At 60.4% G+C, this 16,415-nt stretch carries 16 protein-coding genes; 11 read left to right on the top strand and 5 right to left on the bottom strand.

The window, feature by feature from the left end; genetic code table 11:
- Positions 1-34: 34 nt before the first annotated feature.
- A complete protein-coding gene (locus M0D69_RS43945) occupies positions 35-157 on the bottom strand; it encodes a hypothetical protein (protein WP_367619814.1) in 123 nt (40 codons plus the stop codon).
- A gap of 420 nt (positions 158-577) precedes the next feature.
- Here M0D69_RS43945 and ychF point away from each other — a divergent pair, with 420 nt between their 5' ends.
- From ychF to M0D69_RS36830, 4 genes are all read left to right on the top strand, one after another.
- Entirely contained in the window at positions 578-1,672 is a 1,095-nt protein-coding gene (ychF, locus tag M0D69_RS36845; protein ID WP_301786749.1) for a redox-regulated ATPase YchF, read from the top strand.
- A 345-nt stretch (positions 1,673-2,017) separates the two neighbouring features.
- On the top strand, positions 2,018-2,308 hold the full coding sequence (locus M0D69_RS36840; protein ID WP_301786748.1) for a DUF3761 domain-containing protein: 291 nt from the start codon (positions 2,018-2,020) through the stop codon (positions 2,306-2,308).
- 203 nt (positions 2,309-2,511) lie between these two features.
- On the top strand, positions 2,512-4,179 hold the full coding sequence (gene ettA / locus M0D69_RS36835) for an energy-dependent translational throttle protein EttA (RefSeq protein WP_301786747.1): 1,668 nt from the start codon (positions 2,512-2,514) through the stop codon (positions 4,177-4,179).
- 71 nt (positions 4,180-4,250) lie between these two features.
- Complete coding sequence (locus M0D69_RS36830) at positions 4,251-5,369, top strand: DUF748 domain-containing protein (protein WP_301786746.1); 1,119 nt, start codon at positions 4,251-4,253, stop codon at positions 5,367-5,369.
- Here M0D69_RS36830 and M0D69_RS36825 read toward each other — a convergent pair whose 3' ends face one another.
- Genes M0D69_RS36825 through M0D69_RS36815 form a run of 3 tightly spaced genes read right to left on the bottom strand, consistent with a single transcriptional unit; the run spans position 5,370 to position 8,129 of the window.
- On the bottom strand, positions 5,370-5,993 hold the full coding sequence (locus tag M0D69_RS36825; RefSeq protein WP_301786745.1) for an HAD family phosphatase: 624 nt from the start codon (positions 5,991-5,993) through the stop codon (positions 5,370-5,372).
- Between the two features lie 12 nt (positions 5,994-6,005).
- Positions 6,006-7,826 (bottom strand): aminopeptidase P family protein, encoded by a 1,821-nt coding sequence (locus tag M0D69_RS36820; protein ID WP_301786744.1) that lies wholly within the window; start codon positions 7,824-7,826, stop codon positions 6,006-6,008.
- Between the two features lie 39 nt (positions 7,827-7,865).
- Positions 7,866-8,129, bottom strand: a complete 264-nt coding sequence (locus tag M0D69_RS36815) for a hypothetical protein (protein WP_301786743.1) — start codon at positions 8,127-8,129, stop codon at positions 7,866-7,868.
- Between the two features lie 268 nt (positions 8,130-8,397).
- Between M0D69_RS36815 and M0D69_RS36810 the strand changes: the two genes are divergently transcribed.
- The 7 genes from M0D69_RS36810 to M0D69_RS36780 all read left to right on the top strand — a co-directional run bounded on the left by M0D69_RS36810 (position 8,398) and on the right by M0D69_RS36780 (position 14,478).
- A complete protein-coding gene (locus M0D69_RS36810) occupies positions 8,398-9,147 on the top strand; it encodes a response regulator transcription factor (protein WP_301786742.1) in 750 nt (249 codons plus the stop codon).
- Between the two features lie 52 nt (positions 9,148-9,199).
- Entirely contained in the window at positions 9,200-10,495 is a 1,296-nt protein-coding gene (gene hemA / locus M0D69_RS36805; RefSeq protein WP_301786741.1) for a glutamyl-tRNA reductase, read from the top strand.
- A 90-nt stretch (positions 10,496-10,585) separates the two neighbouring features.
- Positions 10,586-11,668 (top strand): peptide chain release factor 1, encoded by a 1,083-nt coding sequence (gene prfA / locus M0D69_RS36800; RefSeq protein WP_047898389.1) that lies wholly within the window; start codon positions 10,586-10,588, stop codon positions 11,666-11,668.
- Positions 11,665-12,501 (top strand): peptide chain release factor N(5)-glutamine methyltransferase, encoded by an 837-nt coding sequence (prmC, locus tag M0D69_RS36795; RefSeq protein WP_301786740.1) that lies wholly within the window; start codon positions 11,665-11,667, stop codon positions 12,499-12,501. Before prfA ends, prmC begins: the two co-directional genes overlap by 4 nt.
- A gap of 165 nt (positions 12,502-12,666) precedes the next feature.
- On the top strand, positions 12,667-12,978 hold the full coding sequence (gene grxD / locus M0D69_RS36790) for a Grx4 family monothiol glutaredoxin (RefSeq protein ID WP_047898391.1): 312 nt from the start codon (positions 12,667-12,669) through the stop codon (positions 12,976-12,978).
- A 35-nt stretch (positions 12,979-13,013) separates the two neighbouring features.
- Positions 13,014-13,595 carry a UbiX family flavin prenyltransferase gene (locus M0D69_RS36785; protein ID WP_301786739.1) on the top strand — a complete coding sequence of 194 codons (582 nt, stop codon included), beginning with the start codon at positions 13,014-13,016 and terminating at the stop codon, positions 13,593-13,595.
- A 97-nt stretch (positions 13,596-13,692) separates the two neighbouring features.
- Positions 13,693-14,478 carry a class III extradiol ring-cleavage dioxygenase gene (locus M0D69_RS36780; protein WP_301786738.1) on the top strand — a complete coding sequence of 262 codons (786 nt, stop codon included), beginning with the start codon at positions 13,693-13,695 and terminating at the stop codon, positions 14,476-14,478.
- A 105-nt stretch (positions 14,479-14,583) separates the two neighbouring features.
- Here M0D69_RS36780 and M0D69_RS36775 read toward each other — a convergent pair whose 3' ends face one another.
- The gene (locus M0D69_RS36775; protein ID WP_301786737.1) at positions 14,584-16,176 is read right to left on the bottom strand and encodes an APC family permease; all 1,593 of its coding nucleotides are present in this window, start codon (positions 16,174-16,176) and stop codon (positions 14,584-14,586) included.
- Between the last annotated feature and the right edge of the window lie 239 nt (positions 16,177-16,415).

Below are 16,415 nucleotides of genomic sequence, written 5' to 3'. Positions count from 1 at the left end.
CAAGGCGGCGTAAGCCGCCGGGAATCCTCGTTCATCAGGGCGAGGAGGACGTCAAACCCGCAGGTTTAATTACCAGGGCGCCATGTTCGGCGCCGATTTCTACGTCCTGGTCCTCTTGTATCCTGAGCGCGTCGGCCAAGCCGGCGGGGATGCGCACGGCAAGGCTATTGCCCCCAACGCTTAATCGTCTGAACAGTCATAGTGAAATTTCATCCTGAGTAGTCGAGGTCGACCTGGATTTCGATCGGCTCCTTGTTGATACGGTATAGAAACATTCTAGCGTAGCTACAAAAAACGTCTTGGTCCGCCGACCTACCTTGAGGCATAAGCCACACAACACCCGGTCCCGGAACACCGCACCAGACTTACCTGGAAGCCGCTCAAGAGCTGACTCCGAAAGAGTTACAATTGCCATTTTTCCGAAGACAAAACAGATACAAAATCGTTGAGCCAACGCCCCGGTTTTGCTGTTTTGCCTCCCAATACACATCGCCCCGCGAAAACGGCCGGCGGCGATCGGGCACTTCGACCACGCCGACATTCGGCGCGATAGTGCCTTGTTTACAATGGGATTTCCATGAGCCTCCAATGCGGCATCGTCGGCTTGCCTAACGTCGGCAAGTCCACCCTGTTTAATGCACTGACCAAGGCCGGCATTGCCGCCGAAAACTATCCGTTCTGCACGATCGAGCCGAATGTCGGCGTGGTCGAAGTGCCGGATCCGCGGCTTGCTGCACTTTCCGAGATCGTCAAACCCGAGCGCGTGGTTCCGGCCATTGTCGAATTCGTCGATATCGCGGGTCTCGTGGCAGGCGCGAGCAAGGGCGAAGGCTTGGGCAACAAGTTCCTCGCAAACATCCGCGAAACCGATGCCATCACGCACGTCGTGCGTTGTTTCGAAGACGAGAACGTGATTCACGTCGCGAACAAGATCGATCCGCTCGCGGATATTGAAGTCATCAATACGGAATTGGCGCTGGCGGATTTAGCGACGGTGGAGAAGGCTCATCACCGCTATGCGAAGTCCGCCCGCTCAGGCAACGACAAGGAAGCGGCGAAGCTCGTCCCGTTGCTGGAAAAGATCCAGGCGCAACTCGATCAGGCGAAGCCAGTGCGCGGTCTCGACTTGAGCGAAGACGAACTCTTGCTGATCAAGCCGCTGTGCCTGATTACCGCCAAGCCGACCATGTACGTGGCGAACGTAAAGGATGACGGCTTCGAAAACAATCCCCATCTGGACGCGGTGCGCAAGTACGCTGAGACCGAGAAGGCGCCGGTCGTGGCGGTGTGCGCGGCGATCGAAGCGGAAATCGCGGATCTCGACGACGCCGACAAGCACGAGTTTCTCGCCGATATCGGCATGGAAGAGCCGGGTCTGGATCGCGTGATTCGCGCAGGCTACAAACTGCTTGGCTTGCAGACGTATTTCACGGCGGGCGTGAAGGAAGTGCGGGCCTGGACGATTCATATCGGCGACACTGCGCCTCAAGCCGCAGGTGCTATTCACACGGACTTCGAGCGCGGGTTTATTCGCGCGCAGACGATCGCCTTCGATGACTTCGTCGCGTTCAAAGGCGAGCAAGGCGCGAAAGAAGCCGGGAAGATGCGCGCTGAAGGGAAAGAATACGTGGTGCACGACGGCGACGTGATGAATTTCTTGTTTAACGTCTGATGTAATAATTCGTCGTCCGAGCTTGTGATTAAACGCGCGGTCCTTCATAAAGGGATTCCGCTTTTTTTATTTGCTGTGCGCCGGCCGCTCTGCTCGCCCACCGCTTGTTGGGTCGAGTGAGCCAGGACCGGCCGCAAAGCCGAGATTGCCTGCGAAACGTCGGGGCACGCGACAACAGACCATTTTCCTGACGTCAGGAAAATGGTCGACCTCGGCTCGGGCAGCCAGCGCGAAGTCGATGACATCATGCTCACTCGCTACGCCGGCTATCTGATCGCGCGATAATGCGGCGATCCAAAACGACCAACGCAAGCATTCACGCCTCTCGCGTTCAAAACAAAAACAATGCCGACACGTTTCTATCACCGCTTCGCCTCGATCCTCCTAACCGCCGCCCTCGCGCTCAGTTGCGCCCACTCGTTCGCCTACGCCTACTCCACCCCGAACGAATCCAACCTCGATAACCACCAGACCTATCGCAATCACGACGGAGAAACCGTCCACTCCCCCGCTCGTTCGCGTTCGGGTGAAGTCCCCAACGGCGCCACCGCCCGATGCCGCGATGGCACCTGGAGCTTCAGCCGCCATCGCAGCGGCACGTGTTCGCGTCACGGCGGCGTCGCAGCCTGGCGCTAAACGCCAAGTGCCGATGGCAAAGCCGACAAACGCCCGGCAGGCCGCCATATTCATCGAAGTACAATGTCGTCACTTCCCGCGCGCTGCGGGAAACGCATCGTCGCGTACTGAATCCAGGGACTTCCCGGCAGGGGGCCTAAAACCCAGAACCCGCCCGGCCGAAGCCCGCTTCGAACCGTCAACCTCAGACAACTGAATTCAAAATGGCCCAATACGTCTTCACCATGAACCGCGTCGGCAAGATCGTGCCGCCGAAACGCCAGATCCTGAAAGACATCTCGCTCTCGTTTTTCCCCGGCGCCAAGATCGGCCTGCTCGGCCTGAACGGGTCCGGCAAGTCGACCCTGATCCGCATCATGGCTGGCGTTGACAAGGAAATCGAAGGCGAAGCCACGCCGATGCCGAACCTGAACATCGGCTACTTGCCGCAGGAACCGCAACTCGATCCGCAGCAAACCGTGCGCGAAGCGGTGGAAGACGGCCTTGGCGAAGTTTTTAGCGCGCAGAAAAAGCTCGATGCGATCTACGCGGCGTACGCGGAACCCGACGCCGACTTCGACGCTCTCGCCGCCGAGCAAGCCAAATACGAAGCCATCCTCGCGACCAGCGACGGCGGCACGCCGGAGCAACAACTCGAAGTCGCCGCCGACGCACTGCGCCTGCCCGCGTGGGACGCAAAAATCGAACACCTGTCGGGCGGCGAAAAGCGCCGCGTGGCGCTGTGCAAGTTGCTGCTGCAAAAACCCGACATGCTGCTGCTCGACGAACCGACCAACCACCTGGACGCGGAATCGGTGGATTGGCTAGAACAATTCCTCACACGCTATCCGGGCACAGTCGTGGCGGTCACCCACGACCGCTATTTCCTCGATAACGCCGCCGAATGGATTCTCGAACTCGACCGCGGCCACGGCATCCCGTGGAAAGGCAACTACAGCAGCTGGCTCGACCAGAAACAGGATCGGCTGAAGCAGGAAGAATCGACGGAATCGGCGCGGCAGAAGGCGCTGAAGAAAGAACTGGAATGGGTGCGCCAGAATCCGAAGGGGCGCCAGGCGAAATCGAAGGCGCGGATCGCGCGGTTCGAGGAACTCAACAGCCAGGAATATCAGAAGCGCAATGAAACCCAGGAAATCTTCATCCCTGTCGGCGACCGGCTGGGCAATGAAGTGATCGAGTTCAAGAACGTGAGCAAGGCTTACGGCGACCGGCTCTTGATCGATAACCTGAACATGAAGATTCCGGCGGGCGCGATTGTCGGAATTATCGGGCCGAATGGCGCGGGGAAATCCACGTTGTTCCGCATGCTAACGGGTAAGGAGCAGCCGGATTCGGGCGAGATCGTCACGGGGCCGACGGTAAAACTGGCGTACGTGGATCAAAGCCGCGATGCGCTCAATGCCAACAAGACCGTGTTCGAAGAGATTTCGGGCGGTGCGGATGTACTGACCGTGGGCAAGTACGAAACGCCGTCGCGGGCGTATATCGGCCGATTCAACTTCAAGGGCGGCGATCAGCAAAAAACCGTCGGCGCATTGTCGGGCGGTGAACGCGGCCGCCTGCATCTCGCGAAGACGCTGATCGAAGGCGGCAACGTACTGCTGCTGGACGAGCCGTCGAACGACCTGGACGTCGAAACGCTGCGCGCGCTTGAAGACGCGTTGCTGGAATTCGCTGGATCGGTGATGGTGATTTCGCACGATCGCTGGTTCCTCGACCGTATCGCGACGCACATCATTGCGTTCGAAGGCGACTCGCAAGTGAGCTTCTTCGACGGCAACTATCAAGAATACGAAGCCGACAAGCGCAATCGCCTGGGCGAGGAAGCTGCTAAGCCGAAACGCCTGCGCTATAAGCCGATCGTCCGGTAAGCACGGCAAGGGCCAACAGCAACAAGGCACCGTATCGCCGCTCGTGCGCGGCTTGGATGGGAGACATCGGGATGGCGGGTACGAAGGCGCAACGCGTGGCGCTGTGGGTGGGCGCGATCGTTGTGGTGCTGCTGTTGGCGGCGATCGGCGGCGGGTTTCTCGTCGCGCAGGAAATGAAGTCGCGCGTGGTCGAAACGCTTGGGCCGCTTGGCTCGGCGGAAGATATCGAGGTCGGTTACGCGCGGATCACGCTGAGCCACGTGCGTCTGCGCGGGCCACAAGGCTGGCCCACGGAAGACGCGCTGCGTGCCGAGCGCGTGACGCTCAACGTCGATATGCGATCGCTCCTGAGCAACCGCGTGCATCTGCAACACGTGACGATCGATGGTTTTTATCTCTCCGTCGTCCGTTTCGCCGATGGCAGCGTCCAGTTGCTGCCCAATCTCCGGCAATCGGCAAGCGAAGCCCAAGCCGGTTCAAGCGAAGCCGCGGCGCATGCGCGGGAAGATCGACAGATCGATCACGTCACGTTTGAGCGCGGCGCCATGGAATTCTTCGATGAATCCGTGCAGCAGCCGCCGTATCGAATCCTGATTTCGGACGCGAAGGCGAACGTCGACAACCTGCATCTGCCCGCGCTCACCGAACCCACCAAGCTCGACATGACGGGCTCGATCAAAGGGCCGTCGCACACGGGTACGGTCGCGTTCAACGGCTGGATAAAAATAGCGAACAAGGATTCGCAGACGCACACGACCTTGCACAACGTCGATATCGCCACGCTCGATCCGTATCTGCTGAGGAAAGCGGGCGCGAAGACGAGCGTCACGGGCGGCACGATCGACCTCACGCTTGACGCGACCGTGCACGACTACCGTATCCACGCGCCGGGTTCGATCATGCTGAACCACTTGCAGTTATCGGATAGCGGCAACCCGCTCGACACGTTCCTCTCCATGCCGACGAAGATCGCAGTCGCGGCGTTGAAAAATCACGATCAGATCAAGCTGGACTTCGAACTCGATGGCGATCTGCGCGACCCGAAATTCTCGCTCAACGAGAGTTTGATGAAGAAGCTCGCCGTAGGCTTCGCGAAGGCGCTTGGCGTGAACGCGGAAGGCGTGGCGAAGAATGCCGGCGGCGTGGTGAAAAGCATCGGCGACGCGTTGAAGAACCTGTTCGGAAAATAATCACACGGGCAAACCGAGCGCTCTCAAGCGCGCCTCGGTCTGCTCTGCGTTCGTGTGATGCACAGCGCTCCAGCCAAGCGCAGTCGCGGCCTGGATGTTCTTCGCGTTGTCATCGATAAAAACAACTTCCTGCGGCTGAATGCCCGGAAGATGCTTTTCAATTTCAGTCCACATCAACGCGAAAATGGCAGGATCGGGTTTGGCCACCAGCACACGCCCCGACACGACCACCTCGCGAAAACGCTGCAGCACCGGGAAACGCTCCCAAGCCCACGGAAAAGTTTCGGCCGACCAATTGGTCAGTCCGAACAGCGGCGTGTCCGCTGCCGCGAGCTTGTCGACCAGCGCGACGCCGTCTTCCAGCGCGCCCGCCACCATGTCCTGCCAGCGCTCGTAAAACGCGCGGATCAGGGCTTCGTGCTCGGGAAACCTGGCGATCAGTTCGGCATTGCCGTCGGCGATAGTCTGCCCCGCGTCCTGCTGCAGCACCCAGTCCGTCTTGACAACGTTGTCCATAAACCAGCGCCGCTCGGTTGCATCGGGAATCAGCCGGCTATACACATATTCGGGATTCCAGTCGATCAGCACGCCGCCGAAATCGAACACCACTGCCTTGATCGCCATGCATCGCTCCGTTCAGATTGCTTGCGTGCGTTTTTCGAGCCACGTTTTTGCCGCGCCGGACACGTGCGGCGAAACGCGTTCGAGGACGGTTGCGTGATAGTCGTTGAGCCACGCGCGTTCGTCGTCGCGTAGCAGGCTCAAGTCGATGCAACGGGTGTCGATGGGACACAGCGTCAGCGTTTCGAACTTGAGGAAATCGCCGAATTCGGTTTTTCCGGCGGGCTCGTTCATCACCAGGTTTTCGATGCGAATGCCCCATTTCCCCGGCCGATAAAGCCCCGGTTCGATCGACGTGATCATGCCGTCTTCCATCGCCGTGTACGGCTCGGCCGGCGCGTAGTGCGAGATGACCTGCGGGCCTTCGTGCACGTTCAGGAAATAACCGACGCCATGCCCCGTGCCGTGTCCGTAATCCGCGCCCGCTTCCCAGATGGGCGCACGCGCGATGGCGTCGAGCATCGGTGAACGAATGCCGCGCGGGAAATGCGCCCGCGACAACGCAATCGTCCCCTTCAACACGACGGTGAAATCGCGCTTGTGCTCAGCCGTAATCGTGCCGATCGGCACCACGCGCGTGATATCGGTCGTGCCACTCAGGTACTGGCCGCCCGAATCGATCAGCAGCAAACCATTGCCTTCGATCACCGAATGCGAGGCTTCGGTGGCGCGATAGTGCGGCATCGCGCCGTTCGCGTTGAAACCCGCGATAGTCGCAAAACTCAGCGTGACAAAACCCGGCCGACGCGCACGCGCGGCCGTCAGTTTCTCGTCGATGGTGAGCTCCGTGATCGTCTCGCGCCCGAGCGCGTCTTCGAACCACGCGAAGAACTCGGCGAGCGCCGCGCCATCCTGCTCCATCGTCGCGCGAATGTGCGCGGCGTCGGCGGGCGTCTTGCGCGACTTGGCGAACGTCGACGGATTCACCGCTTCCGCAATCTTCACTTCGGCCGGCACCTTTTCCAGCGAGCCGAACGTGATCCGGCGCGGATCGATGAGCAGCGTGGAACCGGCGGGCAAAGTGGCGAGGGCATCGGCGACGGCCGAATACGGCTCGACGCGCACGTTCTCCTTCAGCAACGACGCTTTCAGCTCGGCCGGAATCTTGCCATCGCCGACAAACAACGCCGCGTCGTCCAGTCCGATCAACGCATGCGCGACGAACACGGGGTTATAGGTGACGTCGGCGCCACGCAGGTTGAACAGCCACGCGAGATCGTCGAGCGTCGAGATGAAATGCCATTGCGCGCCCTTCTCGCGCATCACGCGCCGCACTTCTGCCAGCTTCTCCGGACGCGCGACGCTCGCCTGGGGCGCGACGTGTTCGTAGACACTCTCCGATGGCAAGCCCGGGCGCTCCGGCCAAACGGCATCGAGCAGATCCAGGTCCGTTCGCAACACGATCCCGCGCGCCGTCAGCGCTTCCTTCAACGCCCGCGCAGCCGCGACGCCCAGCACGGCGCCGTCGACGGCCACCGTCTCGCCGGCCGCCACGTTTTCAGCGAGCCAGTCCACGTGCGGTGCGGATTGCTGTCCGGCCATCATCTTCATCAACGCGATACCGGTCCCGGCCAGTTGCGCCTCGGCCTGCGTCCAATATCGGCTGTCGACCCACACGCCGGCGAAATCGGCTGTTACGACCAGCGTTCCGACCGAGCCCGTGAATCCCGACAGCCACTGCCGCCCTTGCCAGTGCTCCGGCAGATATTCAGAGATGTGCGGATCCGACGACGGCACCAGCACGGCGGCCAGCGCCTCACGCGCCATCGCGCCGCGCAGCAATTCGATACGCCGGGCGAAAGTCTGGCCATCGGGGGAATTCAGTCGATCGTTCATGGAGTCACCTGCAGAATTTTGTTACGTCCAACCATAAGCTCAACGCCGCGCCGCCAGTCCTACCGTGACGGTCACGGCGACTAGCGCCAGCAGCGCACATGCGAGCCACTCAAAGGAATCGCCATCGTGAAATGCGCCGGTGACGTTGCCGAGCATTTTCGCGAGCATCGCCGCCAGAATGCCCACGAGTCCCGCCGCCCATATCCGGCCGAACGGTTTTGAGGCCACCCGCCGCAACGGATGCCGCCACCAACCGGCCAATCCCACCACCAAACCGAGAAACACGATCCCCGGCCACCCCATTAGCGGCGCATTCCGGCGGATTTAAGACTAAAGCTATGGGTTGAATCGGATCGGTGAACTAGCATTTTCGGTCCTGTAAAACTAGAAGCTCTGGAAGGCGCTCGCAGCGTAGCGGATGAGTTTAGATCCTATGAGCAGGGGCGTCGAGGAACTGATACGTAAAATCAGCGTGTCAAGTCATGTTCAGAAGGGGGCTGGCATGGCGATGGCAAGCACGTGCCACGCCGCCCAACCTGCTCTCTCAGCGCGCGCGGCGGCGTCGGAAATCATGCGAATCGCCATCATTGACGCGGACGTCCAGCGCGCCGCACTCATCCGCCGGACACTTGTCCTGGACGGCCATTTCTGCCACTTTTTCCCAACCGCGCCCGCGCTGCTGGATCGAATGAGGCACGACACCTTCGACCTGCTGATCGCCGCCAATGAAGCGCGCGACATGATCGGCGCGGAAATCATCGAACGCGTCAGGCAGCTTGCGCCGCAGCTTCCCGTCGTGTTGATGGCAGCGTGCCAGAGCGAGGCCGACATGGTCGCGTGCCTGAAAGCCGGCGCCGACGATTGCCTCTCGAAACCCGTCCGCTGCATCGAACTGGCCGCCCGCGTGGAAGTGCTGGCACGCCGAAGCGCGGTTCGCACGCCGGCGGCCGAGCATTTCGGCGAGTATCGGTTCAATGCGTCGGAATTGAGCGTGAGTTTCGCGGAGCAGCGGGGTTTGCTCACGCCGAAGGAATTCCGCTTCGCCCGGCTGTTGTTCACCAACCTGTCGCGCGGCGTATCGCGTGCGCACATCATGGAAGTGGTGTGGCCGCGCGGGAGTGACATGGCGTCGCGGACGCTGGACACCCACGCGTGCCGCCTGCGCACAAAGTTGCATCTCCGGCCGCAAACCGGTTACCGGCTGACGCCGCTCTACGGCTACGGTTACCAACTGGACCGGATTGAAACGGACGTCATTCCCGGCCCCTTGCCTGGCATGGGTTTCCCCGGTGGAACTGAAGAAATCCGCGAAAGGCTATAATATCTGGCTCATTCTCAGGCATTTCCAAAGGCCATCAGCTTAGGCCCAAAACATGCAGCTCCTCGCGATCGGAATCAACCACCACACTGCGCCTGTCGCCCTGCGCGAACGCGTGGCGTTTCCGCTCGAACAGATCAAACCGGCGCTCGGGGCGCTGAAAGATCTGTGGCTGGGGCCGCTGGGAAAAGCCGCGCCGGAAGCGGCGATCCTGTCCACGTGCAACCGCACGGAGCTGTACTGCGCCACCGACGACAAAGCGGCCCGCGACGCCGCCATCCATTGGCTGTCGAAATATCACAACCTGCCGGTCTCCGAACTGGCACCGCATGTGTACGCGCTGCCGCAGTCGGAAGCCGTGCGGCATGCGTTTCGCGTAGCCTCAGGACTCGATTCGATGGTGCTCGGCGAGACGCAGATCGTCGGCCAGATGAAGGATGCGGTGCGCACGGCGTCCGAAGCCGGCGCGCTCGGCACGTATCTCAACCAGTTGTTCCAGCGCACCTTCGCCGTTGCGAAGGAAGTGCGCACGACGACTGAAATCGGCGCGCAATCCGTTTCCATGGCCGCCGCGGCCGTGCGTCTCGCGCAGCGCATCTTCGAGAACATTTCGGGACAGCGCGTGCTGTTTATCGGCGCGGGCGAAATGATCGAGTTGTGCGCAACGCATTTTGCCGCGCAAAAGCCGCGCGAACTCGTAGTGGCGAACCGGACCGCCGAACGCGGCGAAAAACTCGCGGAGCGCTTCAACGGCCGTTCGATTCCCCTCTCCGAGCTGCCCGCGCGCATGCACGAGTTCGACATCATCGTGTCATGCACGGCGTCCACATTGCCGATCATCGGACTGGGCGCGGTTGAACGGGCCGTCAAGGCGCGCCGCCATCGGCCGATTTTCATGGTCGATCTTGCCGTGCCGCGCGACATCGAACCCGAAGTGGGCAAGCTGCAGGACGTATTCCTCTATACCGTCGACGACCTCGGCGCGATCGTGCGTGAAGGCAGCGCGTCGCGGCAAGCGGCAGTCGCGCAGGCTGAAGCGATCATCGACACCCGTGTGCAAAATTTCATGCAATGGCTCGACGCACGCAGCATCGTGCCGGTGATCCGCCACATGCACACGCAGGCCGACGCGCTGCGCCGCGCCGAAGTCGAACGCGCGCGCAAGATGCTTGCGCGCGGCGAAGATCCGGCGGCGGTGCTTGAAGCGCTGTCGCAGTCACTGACCAACAAGCTGATCCATGGCCCCACGCACGCGCTCAGCCGTGCCAGTCATGAAAATCGCGACCAGCTCATCGACCTGATGGGCGGACTTTACAAACACGGCCATCCGTCCGATCAGTCGGAAACTTAGCGCCCCTCTTTCGTCACCTCTTCAGTTGCGCCGCGTCTCGCGGTCGCGTTCCTGATTGCTGTCTTCTCCGGAGCTTGGCTCCAGCCTTCCATGAAAACGAGCATGCAAAACAAGCTCGATCAGCTGACCACCCGGCTGGCCGAACTCAATGACCTGATGAGCCGCGAAGATGTGACCGCCGATATGGATCAATATCGCAAGATCACGCGGGAAAACGCGGAAATCGGGCCGGTTGTCGAGCAATACGCGTTGTGGCGCCAGGCGTCGAATGACGAATCAACCGCAATGGAACTGCTCGCCGACCCGGCGATGCGCGATTTCGCCGAAGAAGAAATTGGCGAGGCGCGCGAGCGGATGGCGGCCATCGAACGTGATCTGCAGGCCATGCTGCTGCCGAAAGATCCCAACGACGACCGCAATATCTTCATCGAAATCCGGGCGGGTACGGGCGGCGACGAATCCGCGCTGTTCGCGGGCGACTTGCTGCGCATGTATCTGCGATACGCCGAGCGCAATCGCTGGACGGTCGAGATGATGTCGGAGAGTGCGTCGGATCTCGGCGGTTATAAGGAAGTGATCGTGCGGATCGCCGGCCAGAATGTGTATTCGAAGCTGAAGTTCGAATCGGGCGGGCATCGCGTGCAGCGGGTGCCGGCGACTGAAACGCAGGGGCGCATCCACACGTCGGCGTGCACGGTCGCCGTGATGCCGGAAGCCGATGAAATCGGTGAGGTGGTGATCAATCCGGCAGACCTGCGCATCGATACTTTTCGCGCTTCCGGCGCGGGCGGCCAGCACATCAACAAGACGGATTCCGCTGTGCGCGTCACGCATTTGCCGACGGGAATCGTCGTGGAATGTCAGGACGATCGCTCGCAGCACAAGAACAAGGATCGCGCGCTGAAGGTGCTCGCCGCCCGGATCATGGACAAGCAGTATCACGAGCAGCACGCGAAGGAAGCGGCCACGCGCAAGAGTCTGATCGGCTCGGGCGATCGCTCGGAACGGATTCGTACGTATAACTTCCCGCAGGGGCGGATGACGGATCACCGGATCAATCTCACGCTGTATAAGCTCGACGCGATCATGGATGGCGATATCGATGAACTCGTCGCCGCGCTCGTCAGCGAACATCAGGCCGAGTTGCTGGCCGCGCTGGGCGATTCGGAATGACGACGGTAGCCGCGTTATTGCGCGCGTCTTCGCTGCCCGCGCTCGAGACGCGGATTTTGCTCGAGCATGTGCTCGGCTGGCGCCGGACCGAATTGATCACGCGCGATAACGAGGACCTGCCCGAGGAAAACGTCGTACGTTTCGAAGCGCTGGCACAACGACGCACGGCTGGCGAACCGATCGCGCAGCTTGTGGGAACGCGTGAATTTTTCGGGCTGAGATTCGAGGTCACGCCGGATGTGTTGATTCCGCGGCCGGAGACTGAATTGCTCGTGGAAATCGCACTTGAAAAGATCGCCGGGATTGAAGCCCCGCGCGTACTCGATTTGGGCACGGGCAGTGGGGCGATCGCGGTTGGAATCGCATCGTTTCAACCCCATGCACACGTCTGGGCAGTCGATCGATCTACGCAAGCACTGACAGTTGCTGCGCGAAACGCAGCGAAACTGCTTGATGCAGACCGGCCGGGCGGAGAACTCACGCTACTGGAAAGCGACTGGACGGATGCCCTCGATCCCGCGCTGCGCTTCGAATTGATCGTGAGCAATCCGCCATACATCGCGCAGAATGACCCGCATCTTTCCGAAGGCGACCTGCGCTTCGAACCGCGCACCGCGCTCACCGATGAAGCCGACGGACTCGCCGCGATCCGTACGATTATCCAGACGGCGCCGTTTTTCCTGGCGTCGGGCGGCTCGCTCTGGCTGGAACATGGCTACGATCAGGCCGCGAATGTGCGCGCACTGCTGACGGCGCGCGGGTTTTCGGACGTGCGCTCGGAGCGCGATCTGGCCGGCATCGAACGGGTCAGCGGCGGTTTTCTCACGGCTTGACGCGCACGTAAGCGACGTTAGCGGTCGCAAGCCGCCTCAAGCCGCCCGGATTGAAATCCGCTATCATTTCAGATCGTTAGCGTGTGAAATTTCGCTTGAAGTAGCGCATCGCTCACCGCTCGACCCACAATCAACCCCGCATTACAACGCCTCGCAGGAAAGACCATGGATACGCAAGAACGCATCAAGCAAATCGTCGAAGGAGCACCGGTCGTGCTGTTCATGAAAGGCACCGCGCAGTTCCCGATGTGCGGTTTCTCCGGCCGCGCCATCCAGGTCCTGAAGGCTTGCGGCGTGACCGACATCAAGACGGTCAATGTCCTCGAAGACGAAGGCGTCCGCCAGGGCATCAAGGAATTCTCCAACTGGCCGACCATTCCGCAGCTTTACGTGAACGGCGAGTTCATCGGCGGCTCGGACATCATGATGGAGATGTACGAATCGGGCGAACTGCAACAATTGTTCGCCGCTGCCTGAGTTTGTCCGCCGCACGTTCTTCGCCCCTGCCCCCCGTGCCGCGACGGCTGATCGTCGCAATCACGGGGGCGACCGGGTCGATCTACGGCATCCGGCTGCTGGAAACGCTGCGGCGGCTGGGCGCGGTGGAAACGCATTTGCTGATCTCCAGCGCCGGTTGGCTGAACATCCAGCACGAACTGGATCTGGATAAAACCGCCGTCCACGCGCTTGCGGACGTCGTGCATAACGTCCGTGATGTCGGTGCGAGCATCGCGTCGGGGTCGTTTGCCACCGACGGCATGATCGTCGCGCCCTGTTCCATGAAAACGCTGGCGAGCATCGCGCTGGGGCTATCGGACAATCTGATCACCCGCGCCGCCGATGTCGTGCTGAAAGAGCGTCGCCGGCTGGTGCTGATGGTGCGCGAAACGCCCTTCAACCTCGCGCATTTGCGCAATATGACATCGGTCACCGAGATGGGCGGCGTCATTTTCCCGCCGCTGCCGGCGTTTTATCACCGTCCAGCTTCCATCGATGAAATGGTCGATCAGACAGTCGACCGCGTAATTGACATGTTTGCGCTCGGAAACCCGATCGCCACAGCTTGGCCGGGACTGAAAGACGCGGACCATTAACAACACCGGCGACACAATTCATTGCCTCGCCGGCTGTTTATCAACTGCCTGACTATCTCTATATTCGTGGTAACGACTCTTTTTGAGGTTTGCTGCGATGTCCCGCCTTCCGACCGTTTTTATTTCCCACGGCGCTCCGACGCTGCCCATCGATCCGTCGATGCCTTCCGCCGAGTTCGCCTCCTTCGCGACACGCTTCGAGCGGCCGCGCTCGATACTCATGCTTTCCGCACACTGGGGCACGGCGCAGCCAGTGGCGAGCGTCGCCGAGCAACCGGAGACCATCCACGATTTCTACGGTTTCCCGCGCGAACTCTACGAGATCCACTATCGCGCGCCGGGCGCGCCGGAACTCGGCAAGCAGGCCGCGACGCTGCTGACGCAAGCGGGCGTTCCGTCGGCAATCACCGAGCACGGCCTCGACCACGGCGCGTGGGTGCCATTGCTGCTGATGTTCCCGGACGCCGGGATTCCGGTCGCGCAGTTATCCATACAGCCGCGTCTTGATCCGGCGCACCACTATCGCGTGGGCCGAGCGCTGCGGGCGTTGCGGGACGACGGCGTGATGATCGTGGGCTCGGGACAAATCACGCACAACCTGCGGACGGCGGATTTCAGCGCGCGGCCGGAAGACGCCGATCCGCGCGTGACCGAATTCACGGACTGGTTCGAGCATCGGATGGCGAAGCGGGACATCGAAGCGCTGCTGGATTACCGGAAACAAGCGCCGCACGCCGTGCTGATGCATCCGACCGATGAACACCTGCTGCCGATTTTCGGCGCGCTAGGAGCGGCCGGCGATGACTTCGAACTCGGCATTCAATCGCTTGGCACATTTCAGAAAACGCTGGCCATGACAAATTACGTTTTCAGCGATGCCTAAATCCCCACAAAATGCGGCGATTTGCCACGAAGGAAAATAAAAAACCCGCTTGATTGCTCAAGCGGGTTTTTTTAATTGAGATAACGGCGTTTTACGAACCGGCTATCACGCACCTGCTTCGGCAAGGATATCGTCGTGGATGTCGCGCTCTTCGAGATACTGAGACCGATACCCGGTTTGCACGCCCCAATAATAAAACGCCAGCGCCATCACGGCGACCAACGCCATATCCCAGCCATACGGCAATAATCCGCGTCCGCCGAATTCCGTGCTGCCGATGAGCGAAACAACGGCCATCGCAGGCAAATACGCGATCAGCCACCACGCCGCCCTCAGGTCATCGCTCCAATCGTGGAAACCCGTCTTGGATTGGTAGTAGAAATACACCGGCAACGCGACCACCATCAGCAGGATGATTTCGCCGGTCAGCGGCCACTTTGCCCAGTACAACACCTCCGACGCACACACGAACGCGAACGGCGCGATGATCGACATGCCCTTGATCATCAACGGCCGGTGCAGGTCCGTGGCCGCGCGCCGTAACGCCATCAAGCTCACCGGGCCAGTCAGGTACGAAATCACGGTGGCGACCGAAATCACCGCCGCCAGCGAACTCCAGCCGCGAAAGAAGAACATGAAGACGGACGCGACGCCAAGGTTGAAGAACATCGCCGGACGCGGCACGCCGTAGAGCGGATGGACATTGCCGAGTATCTTCGGCAGCGTGTTGTTGCGCTCCATCGCGTAGATCATGCGCGAGGTGGTCGCCATGTAGGTCGTGCCGGTACCGCTCGGGCTGACGAACGCATCGACGTAAAGGAGGAACGCCAACCAGTTCAGGTTCAGCGCCAGCGCGAGTTCCGCGAACGGTGACGCGAAGTTGAAGTGGCTCCAGCCCTTCACGACATCGCCGGGACTTACCGCACCGATATACGCCACCTGCAACAGCACATAAATCACGAGTGCGAGCAAGATCGAGCCGATCACCGCGAATGGAATACTCTTCGACGGATTGCGCGCTTCCCCGGCCAGATTAACCGGACTCTGAAAGCCGTTGAAGCTGAATACAATACCGCTGGTCGCCACGGCAGTCAGGACTGCGGACCAGCCATAAGGCGCGAAACTCGACGATGTACCGAAATTTTCACTATGAAAACCGGTGAGCATAAGACCGAGAATAGTCGCACCGGGGATAATGAACTTAAAAACGGTAATTGCAGAATTGGCCCGGGCGAATAATTTGACGCCCCAATAATTCAGCAGGAAATACACCATGACCAATAGCGCCGACAAACCGAGTCCGACCGGCGTCAGCGATTCATCTACAAAAAGTGCATGCGCCCATTGATACGGCCATGTACTCATATATTGAATCGATGCTTCCGCTTCAATTGGAATGACAGAAACAATCGCGATCCAGTTTGCCCAGGCACTAACGAAGCCGACCAGAGCGCCGTGCGAATAACGCGCATACCGAACCATTCCGCCGGACTCCGGAAACATTGCGCCAAGCTCGGCATAAGTCAGTGCAATGGCAAGTATGACTACTGCGCCAATAACCCATGCCACGATGGCAGCCGGACCCGCAATTTTGGCCGCTTTCCACGCGCCGAACAACCAGCCTGAACCGATGATGGAACCCAGTCCGGTCAGCAGCAGCGCGACCGGCCCAATGTTCCGTTGAATAGAACTTTTCACTACGTCTCCTTCAGTCAAAAAACTTTCAAATACCTTATGCGGGTTAATGCGGAATCTTCAGCCAAATCGATGCCTGCCCCAACGTGGCGCGTAGTTTAACGGGTGCGCTCGCGTTACGCTCTATCTGTTGCGACTGAGGTTTGAACGAGTCCGGCGCATACGTAAAAGATGCGCCGAAAGGTTTGTAATATGACGTTCGAATGTCGCGAAACAAACTCGAAAAACCCCAGTTTCCGGTC

This window comes from Caballeronia sp. SEWSISQ10-4 2, assembly GCF_030464885.1.
Taxonomy (GTDB): Bacteria; Pseudomonadota; Gammaproteobacteria; order Burkholderiales; family Burkholderiaceae; genus Caballeronia.
This window is presented reverse-complemented; position numbering and strand designations above follow the sequence as displayed.